Origin of the sequence: Hymenobacter sp. BRD67 (assembly GCF_013256425.1) — a bacterium.
Taxonomy (GTDB): domain Bacteria; phylum Bacteroidota; class Bacteroidia; order Cytophagales; family Hymenobacteraceae; genus Hymenobacter.
This window is the reverse complement of sequence record NZ_CP053904.1, coordinates 1,159,412-1,173,943: the sequence shown is the minus strand read 5'-3', so window position 1 is coordinate 1,173,943 and position 14,532 is coordinate 1,159,412. Positions and strand designations below refer to the sequence as shown.

13 protein-coding genes and 1 pseudogene are annotated in these 14,532 nt (G+C 59.2%); 8 read left to right on the top strand and 6 right to left on the bottom strand.

Annotated elements, in window-relative coordinates:
• Positions 1-6 precede the first annotated feature (6 nt).
• The 5 genes and pseudogenes from GKZ67_RS05375 to GKZ67_RS05360 all read left to right on the top strand — a co-directional run bounded on the left by GKZ67_RS05375 (position 7) and on the right by GKZ67_RS05360 (position 4,974).
• Positions 7-1,026: a 3-oxoacyl-ACP synthase III family protein gene (locus tag GKZ67_RS05375; RefSeq protein ID WP_173241457.1), complete on the top strand. Its 1,020-nt coding sequence runs from the start codon at positions 7-9 to the stop codon at positions 1,024-1,026.
• Positions 1,027-1,132: 106 nt separating this feature from the next.
• The gene (locus tag GKZ67_RS05370; protein ID WP_317172245.1) at positions 1,133-1,579 is read left to right on the top strand and encodes a metal-dependent transcriptional regulator; all 447 of its coding nucleotides are present in this window, start codon (positions 1,133-1,135) and stop codon (positions 1,577-1,579) included.
• A complete protein-coding gene (locus GKZ67_RS24410) occupies positions 1,555-1,785 on the top strand; it encodes a FeoA family protein (RefSeq protein WP_317172295.1) in 231 nt (76 codons plus the stop codon). Before GKZ67_RS05370 ends, GKZ67_RS24410 begins: the two co-directional genes overlap by 25 nt.
• Before the next feature lie 295 nt (positions 1,786-2,080).
• Positions 2,081-3,484, top strand: coding sequence for a tRNA uridine-5-carboxymethylaminomethyl(34) synthesis GTPase MnmE (gene mnmE / locus GKZ67_RS05365; RefSeq protein ID WP_173241456.1), 1,404 nt, complete (start codon positions 2,081-2,083; stop codon positions 3,482-3,484).
• 198 nt (positions 3,485-3,682) lie between these two features.
• Positions 3,683-4,974 (top strand): annotated as a pseudogene (locus GKZ67_RS05360) (citrate synthase).
• A 211-nt stretch (positions 4,975-5,185) separates the two neighbouring features.
• On the opposite strand, the gene GKZ67_RS05355 reads toward GKZ67_RS05360, so the two are convergent.
• The 5 genes from GKZ67_RS05355 to GKZ67_RS05335 all read right to left on the bottom strand — a co-directional run bounded on the left by GKZ67_RS05355 (position 5,186) and on the right by GKZ67_RS05335 (position 10,113).
• Positions 5,186-5,548, bottom strand: a complete 363-nt coding sequence (locus tag GKZ67_RS05355; protein WP_151088159.1) for a hypothetical protein — start codon at positions 5,546-5,548, stop codon at positions 5,186-5,188.
• A 369-nt stretch (positions 5,549-5,917) separates the two neighbouring features.
• Positions 5,918-7,876, bottom strand: coding sequence for an OmpA family protein (locus GKZ67_RS05350; protein WP_173241455.1), 1,959 nt, complete (start codon positions 7,874-7,876; stop codon positions 5,918-5,920).
• Between the two features lie 159 nt (positions 7,877-8,035).
• A complete protein-coding gene (locus tag GKZ67_RS05345; protein ID WP_217278692.1) occupies positions 8,036-8,617 on the bottom strand; it encodes a 7-carboxy-7-deazaguanine synthase QueE in 582 nt (193 codons plus the stop codon).
• A gap of 231 nt (positions 8,618-8,848) precedes the next feature.
• Positions 8,849-9,757 carry a bifunctional 5,10-methylenetetrahydrofolate dehydrogenase/5,10-methenyltetrahydrofolate cyclohydrolase gene (locus GKZ67_RS05340; RefSeq protein ID WP_173241453.1) on the bottom strand — a complete coding sequence of 303 codons (909 nt, stop codon included), beginning with the start codon at positions 9,755-9,757 and terminating at the stop codon, positions 8,849-8,851.
• A gap of 179 nt (positions 9,758-9,936) precedes the next feature.
• Positions 9,937-10,113 carry a hypothetical protein gene (locus GKZ67_RS05335; protein ID WP_173241452.1) on the bottom strand — a complete coding sequence of 59 codons (177 nt, stop codon included), beginning with the start codon at positions 10,111-10,113 and terminating at the stop codon, positions 9,937-9,939.
• Positions 10,114-10,401: 288 nt separating this feature from the next.
• On the opposite strand from GKZ67_RS05335, the gene GKZ67_RS05330 reads away from it, so the two are divergent.
• Positions 10,402-10,815: a DUF5684 domain-containing protein gene (locus GKZ67_RS05330; protein ID WP_173241451.1), complete on the top strand. Its 414-nt coding sequence runs from the start codon at positions 10,402-10,404 to the stop codon at positions 10,813-10,815.
• A 61-nt stretch (positions 10,816-10,876) separates the two neighbouring features.
• Here GKZ67_RS05330 and lepA read toward each other — a convergent pair whose 3' ends face one another.
• Entirely contained in the window at positions 10,877-12,664 is a 1,788-nt protein-coding gene (gene lepA, locus GKZ67_RS05325) for a translation elongation factor 4 (RefSeq protein WP_173241450.1), read from the bottom strand.
• 97 nt (positions 12,665-12,761) lie between these two features.
• Here lepA and GKZ67_RS05320 point away from each other — a divergent pair, with 97 nt between their 5' ends.
• Positions 12,762-13,616, top strand: coding sequence for a hypothetical protein (locus tag GKZ67_RS05320; protein WP_173241449.1), 855 nt, complete (start codon positions 12,762-12,764; stop codon positions 13,614-13,616).
• A 294-nt stretch (positions 13,617-13,910) separates the two neighbouring features.
• Positions 13,911-14,315: a GlcG/HbpS family heme-binding protein gene (locus tag GKZ67_RS05315; RefSeq protein ID WP_173241448.1), complete on the top strand. Its 405-nt coding sequence runs from the start codon at positions 13,911-13,913 to the stop codon at positions 14,313-14,315.
• The last annotated feature ends 217 nt before the right edge of the window (positions 14,316-14,532 follow it).

Sequence of the window (14,532 nt, the reverse complement as noted above, 5' to 3'; positions counted from 1 at the left end):
CCTTCAATGGCTTCTGCTACCACCCTGCGCCACTCCGAGATTGCCGGCGTCGGCCACTACGTTCCCGACCGCGTTGTCAAGAACGCCGACCTCGAACAGCTCATGGAAACCACCGATGCCTGGATTCAGGAGCGGACCGGCATTCAGGAGCGACGCTGGTTTGAGGAAGGCAAGGATACTACTGCCGGCATGGGGGCCGAAGCCGCCCGCCGCGCCCTCGCCGCGGCCGGCCTCACCCCCGATGATGTGCAGCTGATTGTATTTGCCACGCTTTCGCCCGATTATTTTTTTCCGGGCTCGGGCGTACTCATGCAGCGCGAGCTGGGTATTAAGAATACGATTCCGGCCCTCGATGTGCGCAACCAGTGCTCGGGCTTTGTTTATGGCTTGTCGGTGGCCGACCAGTTTGTGCGCACCGGCATGTACGATACCGTGCTCGTGGTAGGCTCCGAAATTCACTCTTCGGGCCTCGACAAAAGCACGCGCGGCCGGGCCGTGTCGGTTATTTTCGGCGATGGTGCCGGGGCAGTGGTGCTGCGCCCCTCTTCGCACGAAGGCCACGGCATTCTCAGCACGCACCTGCACGCGCAGGGCGAGTTTGCCGAGGAGCTGATTGTGAAGGAGCCGGGCTCAAACCGCGAGGGCCGCGTGAACTACGCCATGGCCCACGAGCCCGATATGTACCCGTACATGAACGGCCAGAATGTGTTTAAGCACGCCGTGGTGCGCTTCCCGCAGGTTATCAAGGAAGCGCTTGACCAGAACGGCTACCAGGCCCAGGATATTGACATGCTCATACCGCACCAGGCCAACCTGCGCATTACGCAGTACGTGCAGCAAAAAATGGGGCTGCCCGACGACAAGGTGTTCAGCAATATTCAACGCTACGGCAATACCACGGCGGCCAGCATTCCTATTGCGCTCAGCGAGGCCGTGCAGGCCGGCCGCATTAAGCGCGGCGACCTGGTGTGCCTGGCTGCTTTCGGCTCGGGCTTCACCTGGGCTTCGGCGTTGATTAAGTGGTAACTTTTCATTTAACAGGTATCCATTAACAGTTAACATCCTGGCTTTCGGCGGGCGGCGGCCTATCATCTGAATTGTTAAATGATAAATGTTAAATGTTAATTGTTAAATGACAATTACGGAGGAAAACTACCTTAAAACCATCTATAAGCTGGCGGAGGTAGAGCCAGGGCAGGGAGTGAGCACCAACCGCATTGCGGCTGCCCTGGTAACCCGTGCCGCTTCGGTAACGGATATGCTGCGGCGGCTAGCCGAAAAAGGGCTGCTCGAATATGAAAAGTACCGGGGCGTGCGCCTCACCCCGGAAGGCCGGCGGCTGGCGCTGCTCACCGTGCGCAAACACCGGCTCTGGGAAGTATTTCTGGTGCAGCAGCTGGGCTTCAGCTGGGATGAGGTGCACGAGGTGGCCGAAGAGCTGGAGCACGTACAGTCGCCGCTACTGATGCAGCGCCTCGATGCGTTTTTGAATTTTCCGACCCTCGACCCCCACGGCGACCCCATTCCGGCCGAGGATGGAGCCATGCGCCGCCCCTGCATCGCCTGCTCACCGACCTGAGCCTGGATGAGTGCGGCACGCTTGCGGCCCTTAAAGACACTTCGGCGCCCTTCCTGCAATACCTGGACAAGGTCGGCCTGCACCTCGGCGCGCAGGTGCGGATACTCGCTAAAGTAGCCTTCGACAACTCGCTGGAGCTACGCGTCAATCGCGACCGGATGGTGCTGATTTCGGCCGAAGCAGGCAAGAATCTGTACGTTACATAAAATTTTATATAAATATCTATTAATTAAATATGCTTGCAGGAAGGCCGTCCTGCTCATCTGGCGCCCGCTTGTCGAAACATGACATTCAACCTTTTCTAGAGGGGTTTGCAAGTCAGGATACAGGTTGAGCGGGGCAGGCTGCCGGGGCTGAACCGAGTGTCCGCTCGTTGTTCACGCCACTTGTTCTGGTAAAGAGCGGGCTGCCGGCTAAACCCCGGCAGCCTGCCCCGTACACTAACTTGGAAATCGCTCTAACGCGTGCGTTTTGCCATTCTATTAACCATCCTAACTCCTAGTGCAGACGTTTATTGCTGATACTATTGTGGCCCTCTCCACTCCGCCCGGCGCAGGTGCCCTGGCCGTGGTGCGCTTATCGGGGCCGGATGCCATTCGGATTACGCAGGCCCTGTTCTCGAAGAAAAATCTGGCCGCCCAGCCCGGCCACACCCTGCACTACGGCACGCTGCGCGACCCGGAGAGCCACGCCGTGCTCGATGAGGTGGTGGTGGCGCTGTATCGCGGGCCGCGCTCTTACACCCGCGAAGACGTGGTGGAAATCTCGGGGCACGGCTCCGACTTTATTGTGCGCCAGATAATGGCCGCGCTGCTGCGCCAGGGCGCCCGGCTGGCGGAAGCCGGCGAGTTTACCAAGCGCGCCTTTCTGAGCGGGGCGCTCGACCTGGCCCAGGCCGAAGCCGTGGCCGACCTGATTGCAGCCGACTCGGCCCTGTCGCACCAGGTGGCCCTAAACCAGCTGCGGGGCGGCTTTTCGGATGAGCTGCGCGGCCTGCGGGCCCGGCTTGTGCAGTTTGCGGCCCTGCTGGAGCTGGAGCTGGACTTTGGCGAAGAGGACGTGGAATTTGCCGACCGCACCAGCCTGGGGCGGCTGCTGGCCGAGGTGCAGGGCGTGGTAGCCGGGCTGCTACGCTCGTTTGAGCTGGGCAATGTGATTAAAAACGGCATCACAACAGTAATTGCCGGGCGGCCCAACGCCGGCAAATCGACCCTGCTCAATGCACTGCTGCGGGAAGAGCGGGCTATTGTATCGGCCACGCCGGGCACTACCCGCGATTTTATTGAGGATGAGGTAACTATCGACAGCCTGCGTTTCCGCTTTGTGGATACGGCCGGCCTGCGCGACAACCCGGCCGACGAGGTAGAGGCCATCGGCGTGCGGCGCACCCGCGAGCGCATCGGCCAGGCGGCACTGCTGCTTTATGTATTCGACCTCACTGAGCTGACGCCCGCCGAAGTGCAGGCCGACATTGCCGAGCTAACGGCCTCCCTGCCCAGCCTGCCTGTGCTAGCCGTGGGCAACAAGCTTGACCTGGCCGCGCCGGCACAGCTGGCAGCCTTTGACGAGTGGAGCAGTGAAAAACAGGAAGTAGCCCTTATTTCGGCAGGTCAGCGCCGGGGGCTTGAGGAGCTGCAAGCCGCGCTGCTGGCGCAGGTGCGCGGCGCGGGGCTGGCCGGCACCGGCACCAGCACCATCGTAACCAATGTGCGCCACGCCCGCGCCCTCGAAGTAGCAGTGCAGCACCTGGGCGCCGTGCGCGAGGGCCTCGGCCTGGGGCGCGGCACCGAGCTGCTGGCGGCCGACCTGCGCCACGTCCTGGCCGCGCTGGGCGAGATAACGGGCGAAGTTTCGTCGGACGACCTACTGACGAGCATTTTTACCCAATTCTGCATTGGAAAATGAGCCGGCTGGCCAAAAATCGTCGCAAACGTTGCCAGTCCACTTCCGGGGCCAAACTGTGCCACTTCCGGAAACCTCCCTTGGCTCACAGTTGTAGTATACCTGGCACTTGTCGGACAAAAATTTCCCGGCTTACCGCCTGCGCCGTAGCTTCGCGCCCGAAATAGGCTGCTACTTTAATTCCCCTATCCTACCCAACCAATGGCAGAAACTGCTGAACTCATCCTCGACGGCAAGTCTATCACGTTGCCCGTTTTTGAGGGCACCGAGCACGAAAAGGCTTTCGACATCGGCAAGCTGCGTGACCAGACCGGCTACGTAACCCTCGATTCGGGCTATAAAAACACTGGCGCTACCAAGTCGGCTATCACTTTCCTCGACGGCGAAGAAGGCATTCTGCGCTACCGGGGCTATCCTATCGAGCAGCTGGCCGAGAAGTCGAGCTTCCTGGAAGTAGCCTACCTGCTGATATATGGCACGCTGCCAACCGAGGCGCAGCTCAAGGAATTCAGCGGTCAGATTACCAAGCACACGCTGGTGCACGAGGATATCCGCAAGATTTTCGACGGCTTCCCCAGCAGCACCCACCCCATGGCCATCCTGAGCAGCCTTACCTGCGCGCTCACCGGCTTTTACCCCGAAAGCATTAACCCCAACCAGAGCACGGAGGAAATCGACCTGACCATCGTGCGGCTGATGGCCAAGATGAGCACCATCGCGGCCTGGACGTACAAGAACTCGGTGGGCCACCCGCTCAACTACCCGCGCAACGACCTCGACTACTGCGCCAACTTCCTGTACATGATGTTCAGCTTCCCGACCGAGAAGTATGAAGTCAACCCCGTGGTAGTGAGCGCTATCAACAAGTTGCTTATTCTGCACGCCGACCACGAGCAGAACTGCTCGACCAGCACCGTGCGTCTCGTGGGCTCGGCCAATGCCAGCCTCTACGGCTCGGTATCGGCGGGCATCAACGCGCTGTGGGGCCGCTGCACGGCGGGGCCAACCAGGAAGTGATTGAGATGCTCGAAGCCATCGAAAAGGACGGCGGCGACACCAGCAAGTTTATCGCCAAGGCCAAGGACAAGAACGACCCGTTCCGCCTCATGGGCTTTGGTCACCGCGTGTACAAGAACTTCGACCCCCGCGCTAAAATCATTAAGGTAGCTGCCGACGAAGTGCTGAAGGCCCTGGGCCTCGAAGACAGCCCGCTGCTGAAAATAGCCCAGGAGCTGGAGCAAGCGGCGCTTACCGACCAGTATTTCATCGACCGCAAGCTCTACCCGAACGTGGATTTCTACTCGGGCATCATCTACAAGGCGCTGGGTATTCCGACCGATATGTTCACGGTGCTGTTTGCCCTGGGCCGCCTGCCCGGCTGGATTGCCCAGTGGAAAGAGATGCGCGAGAACAAGGAGCCCATTGGCCGCCCGCGCCAGATTTATGTGGGCGAAGGCGAGCGCGACTACGTCGGCATTGCCGAGCGCGCATAAGCCTGCTTTTTGGTTATTCGATTTTAGTCAGCCTGCCTTGCGGTGGGCTGACTTTTTTTGCCCCTACCCTACTACGACCATCTGACCAGCGCTGAAAGCGCCGTGAACAGAAGTCAGCAGTTATATTACTTAAAACCTATATTACGACCATCCCCTTTGGTGCAGCTGGCCCCGCTACGGGAGCCAGCTGCGCCAAGGTGTGGCCGTGCTGCTAGAGCCGGTGGGCCGTGAAGTTGGCCCGCAGCTGCTGGTAGGCCACGCGCTGGTCGGGGTACAGCAAGTCGTTGAGGGCTTGCTCGTAGCTGAGCTGGGCAGCGGCCATCTGGGCATCGCGGTCGGCGGCCGGGGCCCCTACCAGCGACAGCTCCAGCTCGCGGCGGTCGTTGAGGTACTGCAGGTGCAGGCGCTTGACCCGTACGTACTGGCCCTCGTTGAGGTGAATGCGGTGAGCCAGCGCCTGAGTAAGCGTGGTAGCCCGTACCTGAATAGCTTTCGGATACTCTTCGCCGGGCTTAGTAGTCGGGGCACCGGTGAGGCCTACTGTAAGAAAGGCCGCTGCAAATAGGTGGTTCATGGGTGAAAAAAGTGTGGAGGTGAAAAAATGACATGCTAGCAGCGTTCGGAGCCTGGATGTGTGCGGGGCGGCTGCCGGAACTGTTCCAAACGTACGCTAACTTTTCAATTAGGACTAAACAAGGTGATTTTAGCACTTTTTTAATCAAGGTATTTTTTCATCTTATCACAAATTCCTCATTTTCGAGCAGTTATCTATTTTAAAAAAAGCCAGCCTTCAGGCAAAAAAAATGCCCGCACTTCGGCGGGCACTACGGTTTATTTGAAAAATGCAATAAAAAATTTACTTCTTTAAAGCCTTGCTTTAAGTAAAAATGTCGGAATTGGATGCTCAGCCAACGTACATAAAGCTTTACTTGAAGGTTATATTTTATAGAATTCGCAGCTCAATTCGGCGATTTTGGGCCCGGTGGGCCTCCGAATCATTGGCTACAAGGGGCTTGCTCTCGCCGTAGCCCTGGGCGCGCAGGCGGTTGGCGGGTACGCCGTGGGCAGTGAGGTAGCTCAGCACGGCCTGAGCCCGGCGCTGGCTCAGGCTGAGGTTGGTAGCAGGCTGGCCCACGTTGTCGGTGTGGCCGGCTACTTCCACGCGCAGGCTGGCATCCTGGTGCAGAAACTCGACCAGGCGGTCGAGCTCGGTGCGCGAGCGGGGCTTGAGGATAGCCTGGTTGGAATCGAAAAACAGGTTGTTCAGTACCGCGCTCCGGCCACTTTTGGCCGGGTCGAGGTAGATGTCGAGCGTCAGCGGGTCAAACTTTTGCTGGTTGGAATAATCAAAACTCAGGCTTTTGAGCAGGTAGCCGGGCGCGGTAGCGTACATGGCGTAGGCACGGCCTTCGTTGAGCACGGCCGTGTACTCGCCGGTTTCGGCATCGGAATATACCTGCTGCGTCAGGGCGTTGGTTTTAAGGTCGAACAGCCGTACTACGGCATTGAGCGGCTTTTTCGTAACGGCATCGAAGACGCGCCCCTGGGTGTAGGTGCTAGTTTCGCGGGCGCGGGCGCTGGCCGGGGCTTCGCTGCCGTAGAGCAGAATAACCGGGGGCAGGTTGGCCGCCTCGCCGGGCCTGGGCGGCTCGGTGCGGGTGCAGTACACGCGCTTATTATCCGAAGAGATAAAAATGGAGGCTTCGCTGGCGAAAGTATTGAGCGGGTAGCCGAGGTTGCGCGGCGGGCTCCACTGGCCTTTATCATCCTGCTCGGAGCGGAAGATATCGGCATTACCCAACCCCACGAGGCCTGTAGAGCTGTAGTAGAGGGTGGTGCCGCTGGCATGAATAAACGGCGCCAGGTCGTCGCGGCTGGTGTTGATGGGCGCGCCCACGTTGCGGGCCGGACCCCAGGCATCGTCGTCGCCAATAGTACTTACATATATATCAAAGCCCCCGAGCCCGCCCCCGCGGTTGGAGGCAAAGTAGAGCGTGCGGCCATCGGCCGAAAGGGAGGGCTGCGAGTCCCAGTTTTTAGAGTTAACGAGCAAGCCCAGGTTGCGCGGGGCCGTCCACTGGTTGCCGCGTCGGTGCGAGATGTAGAGGTCGCAGTCGCCGACCCCGCCGGCCCGGCCGCAGCTCGTGAATACCAGCGTTTTGCCATCGCCCGAGATGGTAGCCGCGCCTTCGTTCTCGCGCGAGTTAATGACCGGAGATATGGACTGCGGCACCCCAAATTTGCCCTCGGCATCGACGGCGCTGATGAGCACATCCTCGTTTTCCTGGCCGCGCAGCTCGGGGTTGCGCCGCACCGTGAACAGCAGAAACCGGTTATCGGCGGTCAGCACCGGAAAGTACTGGTCGCGAAACTGGTTGAGCGGGGCCGGCAGCCGCTCGGGCGCAGGGCCGGTCGGGTGCGCCATGGCCTCGGCAGCATAGTCGCAGTTCTGGAGCTGTAGCTGGGCGTAGGCAACCTGGGTGGGGCTATTGGGCTTGGTTTGTAAATAATTGGTGTAGGCCGTGCGGATGGTGGCGTAGTCGCCCACCTCCGCGGCCAGCTTGCCCAGGATAAGGTAATCGGCCGCCCGGGCAGGCTCAACGGGCAGCTTGCCGAGGCCCTGCTTATACGCTTCGAAAGCCCCGGCATGGTCGCCGAGCGTGAGCTGCAGCGACGCCTTGCGCAAAAACGGCTCGCCGAGGTCGGGAAACTTCTCCGTCAATTGCTGCCACACCAGCAGCGCCTGCTGGGGCTGCCGGTCTTTGTAATACAGGCTCTGCGCCTTTTCATACAGGCTGCGGGCCTTGCCGTCGGTGATGGAAGCAGGTACTTGCTGGGCCAGAATGGGCGTAGCGGCCAGACAAAGTACAAGGCCGGAGCCTAACAGAAGCTTGGATAACATAGCGAAATACTAATTCTTTAACCAGCAGAAAAGGACGTCATGCAGCGGGCAACATAGCTGTCTGCTTGCGTCGTATAGGTTGTACAACGCTGCAAACGGGCGGCTGTGTTGCGCGCAGCATAACGTCCTTTTTTTTTCAGGTATGACCCTGGAATAAAGCTACGGAATGTCGAGGTACTTGTGGGTTTGCAGCGACACCTGCCAGCGCGGGTTGGCCTTCACGTAGTCGATGAGGGCGGGCGTCATGCGGGCGGCGCGGCTCCACTCGGGCTGCAGGTAGAGGCGCGTGGTGGACGGTACCAGCGCCGCGTGCTCTTCGGCCCACTTGAAGTCGCTTTCGTTGAACACAATGATTTTCAGCTCATCGGCGTGGGCCAGCACGTCGGGGCGTGGGGCCTTGAATTTTTTGGGCGACACGCATATCCAGTCCCAGCTGCCCGAGAGCGGGTGGGCGCCGCTGGTTTCAATCCAGGTTTTAAATCCGGCTGCTTGCAGCGCCTCGGTGAGCGGGGCGCAGTTGTGCATCAGCGGCTCGCCGCCCGTGACGACGACGTGGCGGCCGGGGTGCGCGCTGGCGGCGGCCACGAGCGCGGCCACGGCCTGGCGCGGGTGCGCGTCGGCATCCCACGACTCCTTCACGTCGCACCACACGCAGCCCACATCGCAGCCGCCGAGGCGAATAAAGTAGGCCGCCCGCCCGGTGTTAAAGCCTTCGCCCTGAATAGTATAAAACTGCTCCATTACTGGAAGGATTGAACCAGCAACGAGCGTATTCTCTCCCGGCGCAAGTATGGGCAGCTGAGTAAGTAAATCGGTAACGGCAGACATAAGCAAAACAAAAAAGGGCGCGACTAACGTCAACGCCCGGAGCGCGACCGGGGGTTCCGGCCACTCAAATTTACGCACCGTAGCGTGGATTCGGCGAGTCTGCGCGTAGAACGACCCACGCGCGGACTCGCCGAGTCCACGCTACTATTTCGGATATACCTCGCCTTTGGCAGCGCGCAGCGTGTTCAGCAGCAGCATGGCGATGGTCATCGGGCCCACGCCGCCCGGCACGGGCGTGATGCGCGACGCCAGCGGCGCTACCTCGCCGAAGTTAACGTCACCCTTCAGCGCGTAGCCGCTCTTCCTGTTGGCGTCAGTCACGCGCGTGGTGCCCACGTCGATAACCACGGCGCCGGGCTTCACCATATCGGCCGTTACGAACTCGGGCCGGCCGATGGCTGCCACGATGATATCGGCCTGCCGCACGATTTCGGGCAGGTTCTTCGTGCGCGAGTGGCATAAAGTAACGGTGCAATTTGCGGTTTCCAAGTTCTTGGCCAACAGAATACTAACCGGGGTTCCCACGATGTTGCTGCGTCCGATAACCACGCAATGCTGGCCGCTGGTTTTGATGCCCTGGCGGGCCATCAGCTCCACAATGCCCGAGGGCGTGGCGGGCAGCAGGGCAGGCAGGCCGGCCACCATGCGGCCCAGGTTCATGGGGTGAAAGCCGTCCACGTCCTTCTCCGGCCGGATGGCCTCAATCACCTTCTCCGGGTCGATATGCTTGGGCAGTGGCAGCTGCACGATGAAGCCATCGATGTCACCGTCCTCATTCAGCGCGGCCACCTGGGCCAGCAGCGCAGCCTCGGTGATGTCGTCTTCGAAGCGCAGCAGCGTACTGGCAAAGCCCACACGCTCGCAGGCGAGCACCTTGTTGCGCACGTAGGTTTCGGAGCCGCCGTCGTGGCCCACCAGGATGGCGGCCAGGTGAGGCACCTTGCGGCCGGCGGCTTTCAGCGCCTCGACTTCGGCGGCGATTTCAACTTTGATGTCCTCGGCGGTTTGCTTGCCATCGATGAGGTGAGCAGTGGCGTTTTCCGAATGTGGCATTTGGTTGGGTTGTGAGTTGTAAAATAGTAGGTAGCGTCGGCCTCGTCATACGTTGCTGCTCTAGCGCATAACGAGGCCGGCGTGCGCGGGGTGCTGGCAGATACTGGCGAGCAGCTCATTGCTGAGGGTCTGCGCCTGCCTAATATTGTTAAAAATGAATATTATCCGCCGCTTATATCCTAAAGAATTGACGCTGTTGAGTAAAATATCGGGAGCACGCGGTACATGTGAAGTTGCTTTACATCAACCACGCTACCGTAGAGGTCGGGGTTTTGGTGAATGGTTTCAAGGTTGTCTTCCACTGTGGGCAGGTGGTTGCTCTCGTCGCTCAAGGCTTGGGTATCGCGCCGTAGCATTAAGGCGGATTAGCGTAAAGTTGCTTTCTCCAGGCGCTGGGCCAAAGAATCGGGCAAGACCGGCGCGGGCCGGGGTAGCATGTAGCAAAGAGCCCGTGCTAGCCACCAGGCACAGCCATAAACGCAAGCCAGAACATGGTCATCGCCTGAGTATGTTTTTACCAGGAGCTTTACACTCCTTTTCCAGCGCTAGCCTACTCAATTTCATAAACTTGAAAATCGCGATTAATCGCATACCTTGGCGGCTCAAATTTCACCTCACTATTCACAAAACCTCTTTTTCACTTTATGGAAAACCAATCCTCAGGAATCTTAATCGGCGTAAGTGGCCTGTTCTACATGGCGATTTTCATCCTCGTGTACGCTGGCTTGTGGAAGCTTTTTGTGAAAGCTGGCAAACCCGGCTGGGCGTGCCTCGTGCCCATCTACAATATTATTGTGATGCACGAGATTATCGGGCGGGAAGTCTGGAAAATTGTTCTGTACTTGATTCCACTCGTCAACATCTACTTTTTCATCACGCTCTACGTAAGCCTTGCCAAGTCTTATGGCAAAACCGGAATTGGCAACTACCTGGCACTGATTTTTTTAAGCTTTATCATGATTCCCCTGTGGGGCTTTTCGGATGAAGTGCGCTACGTAGGGCCCAGTGAGGGACCAGCGGCTAGCAGCAGCTACAGCAGCATACCCTCTACCTACTAGTCTTAGCTGGCTGGCCTATTAAGAGAGGGCCGGCTTCCTTACGGAAGCCGGCCCTTTTTTATCAGTCAATCTTGAGCACCGCCAGAAACGCTTCCTGCGGAATCTCGACCGAGCCCACCGAGCGCATCCGCTTCTTGCCTTCCTTCTGCTTTTCGAGCAGCTTGCGCTTGCGGCTGATGTCGCCGCCGTAGCACTTGGCAATTACGTTTTTGCGCAGGGCCTTCACGGTTTCGCGGGCAATGATTTTCTGGCCAATGCTGGCCTGAATGGCGATGTCGAACATCTGGCGGGGCAGCAGCTCGCGCAGCTTCTCGCAGAGGCGTTTGCCCCACTCGTAGCTTTTGGAGCGGTGCACGATGGCCGAGAGCGCGTCCACCTTCTCGCCGTTGAGCATCACGTCGAGCTTCACCATGTCCGACTCGCGGTAGCCAATCAGCTCATAGTCGAGCGAGGCGTAGCCGCGGCTGATGGTTTTGAGCTTGTCGAAGAAGTCGAACACGATTTCCGACAGCGGCAGCTCGAAGCTCATCTCCACGCGCTCGCTCGTCAGGTACGACTGCCCTTTGATGATGCCGCGCTTTTCCATGCAGAGCGTGATAATCGGCCCCACGTACTCAGCCGCCGTAATAATCTGCGCCTTGATGTAGGGCTCCTCGATGAGCTTAATCAGGTTCGGCTCCGGCATTTCGGACGGCGCGTTGATGACGAGCTGCTGGTCTTTGGTGCCAATGGCGTGAAACTGCACGCTCGGCACGGTGGTGATGACCGTCATGTTGAACTCGCGCTCGAGGCGCTCCTGCACGATTTCCATGTGCAGCATCCCCAGGAAGCCGCAGCGGAAGCCGAAGCCCAACGCCACCGACGTTTCGGGCTCCCATACCAACGAGGCGTCGTTGAGCTGCAGCTTTTCCATGCTCGAGCGCAGCTCTTCGTACTCGGTAGTATCGACCGGATAGATACCGGCAAATACCATCGGCTTCACGTCGGCAAAGCCGTGAATGGCCTCGGCCGTGGGGTTGTGGACGTGCGTAATCGTGTCGCCTACCTTCACTTCCCGCGCTTCCTTGATGCCCGAGATGAGGTAGCCCACGTTGCCGGCGCTCATTTCGGGACGCGGCTCCTGGTTGAGGCCCAGGATACCGATTTCGTCGGCGCCGTACTCCTTGCCCGTGGCCATGAACTTCACCTTGTCGCCTTTGCGCATGGTGCCGTTCTTGATGCGGAACAGCACTTCGATGCCCCGGTACGAGTTGAATACCGAGTCGAAAATCAGGGCTTGCAGCGGCGCGTTCGGGTCGCCGACCGGCGCCGGAATCCGGTCGCAGATAGCGTTCAAAATTGCCTCGATGCCGATGCCCGCCTTGCCTGAGGCGTGGATAATGTCTTCCGGCTTGCAGCCGATGAGGTCCACTATTTCGTCGGTCACTTCCTCCAGCATGGCGTGCGGGAGGTCGATTTTGTTGAGTACCGGAATGATTTCCAGGTCGGCCCCGATAGCGAGGTAGAGGTTAGAAATCGTTTGAGCTTCAATGCCCTGCGAAGCGTCCACAATCAGCAGCGCGCCCTCGCAAGCGGCAATACTGCGGCTCACCTCATAGCTAAAGTCGACGTGACCAGGCGTATCAATCAGGTTAAGCGTGTAGGTTTCCCCTTTGTAGGGAAACTGCATCTGGATAGCGTGGCTCTTGATGGTGATGCCCCGCTCGCGCTCCAGGTCCATGTTGTCGAGCAGCTGGGCCTGCATGTCGCGCTTAGCCACGGTGCTCGTGAACTCCAGGAGCCGGTCGGCCAGGGTACTTTTCCCGTGGTCGATGTGGGCAATGATGCAAAAATTTCGAATATTCTTCAACGGAGGGCGGTTTTTGGCAGCACGAAGATACGGCCAATTCGCGGAGGGCGTATGTTTGAGCCTGGCTCCACTCCTTACCTTTTTCCCCTTTTTCCCCTTGCTCCCCACTGCACCTGCCACCCCCAACCCCGTAGCACTGGCTACGCGCAGCAAGTTTACGACGGTGTTTATCAATGCCACGGCCTGCTACCTGCTGGCCTACCTGGTGGTGCGGCTGGTAAGCCAGGCCACCCTGGTGTATATGGGCCGGCAGGCGGGCATTCCGGGCACCTGGGACATAAGCGGTGTGCACTTTTTACTGGCCGACGGCGGCTGGCGGCGCGATACCGTGCTGGCCGTATACTGCCCTGGGCCGGCCGCCATTGCCGGCATGGCGGCGGTGGCTTTCCTGCTCTTCTGGAAGTGGCAGCGCCACCGCCGGGGCCTGGCCAAGTTGCTGCTGCTGTGGCTTATCTTCCATGCCACAAACGCTATACTCGGCGGTCTGCTGGCCGATACCATCACGCAATCGGGCTCGTGGTTTGTGCCCAACTGGCTGCTGGGAGCGGGTACCTGGCCCAGTACGGTGCTGGGGCTGCTTTTTGGGGCGGTGCAGCTTGCGCTGGGGTCGATGGCCGCTATTCCATTTTTACTGGCTCAGGACTCGCGCACGGTGCTGCAATTCGACCACCGGCCCCAGCTGGTACGCTACACCATTCTGGGGCCGTGGCTGGCAGGCTCGACCCTGCTGGCCGTAGCGGCCATTCCGCACCTGGGCCTGAACGAAGTGCTGCACTTTGGCACTATGGGGCTACTGCTTATTCCGCTGGCGCAGGGAGTAGCCGAGGAGTCATTCACCTTTAAGAAGGTGCTGCCCAGCCCTACGCGCGTATCCTGGGTGCTGGCGGGCCTGGCCCTGCTGGGGTTATTGGCCTGGCGGCTGGCGCTGGGTGGGCCGGTGGCGGTGCATTAGCTATAAGGCCTATTGACTGAAAATGGAGCACTTGGCGCAGACTCGAAGTTGCGCTACAGTAGCGCGGACTTTTAGTCCGCGAGTTAGTAGGCCTGGTACTGGCGAACTAAAAGTCCGCGCTACTTACCCGGCCGTACGCTAACTCCGAAATCGCGCTAGCTTTCAAGTCCATCTGGCTGGGCTATAAATCCGTTTTTGCCCACTCAGTAAGTAGCCGGTCTCAAACAGATGGCCGGGCCTGCTAGTTAGGAGCGTGGAGGTCTATCATTCATCTTCTTTTTCCTATCTTTCCTTATGGGTATTACCCTTGCTCAAGCGCAGGCCGCCATTCAGGCCGCGCACCAGAAATCGCTCGCGATGGGCGTAAAAATGAATATCGCCATCGTTGATGCCGGGGCCAACCTCGTGGCCTTCGCCCGCATGGACGATGCCTGGCTGGGCTCGCTCGACATCTCCATTAAGAAAGCCAAGACGGCCCGCTTCTTCGACATGCCTACCGGCGCTATCGGCGGCCTTTCGCAGCCCGGCGGCCCGCTCTACAATATTGAGCACTCCAATGGTGGCCTCATTACCTTCCCCGGCGGCCTGCCAATCAAGGACGGCAGCGGCATGGTTATCGGTGCTATCGGCGTCTCGGGCAGCACCGTGGAAGACGACCACGCCGTAGCTGAGGCCGGCGCGCAGGCGGTGAAGGGGTAATAAATGCGGAACTATGTTGACAAAAACGCCCCTGCGCCGTAGCGCAGGGGCGTTTTTTCGTTTATTTTTAGCGGTTTAACTGCTGCTCTATGCCACTCTTTACGCCTGCTTGGCTATCTGCTAACATTTCAGGTCTCCTACCTGCAATGCAACAGGTATTCCAGCGCTGGTTACTACGGCAATCGGCTAACTCTTTAGCGTTTGACTTTCCTTATCA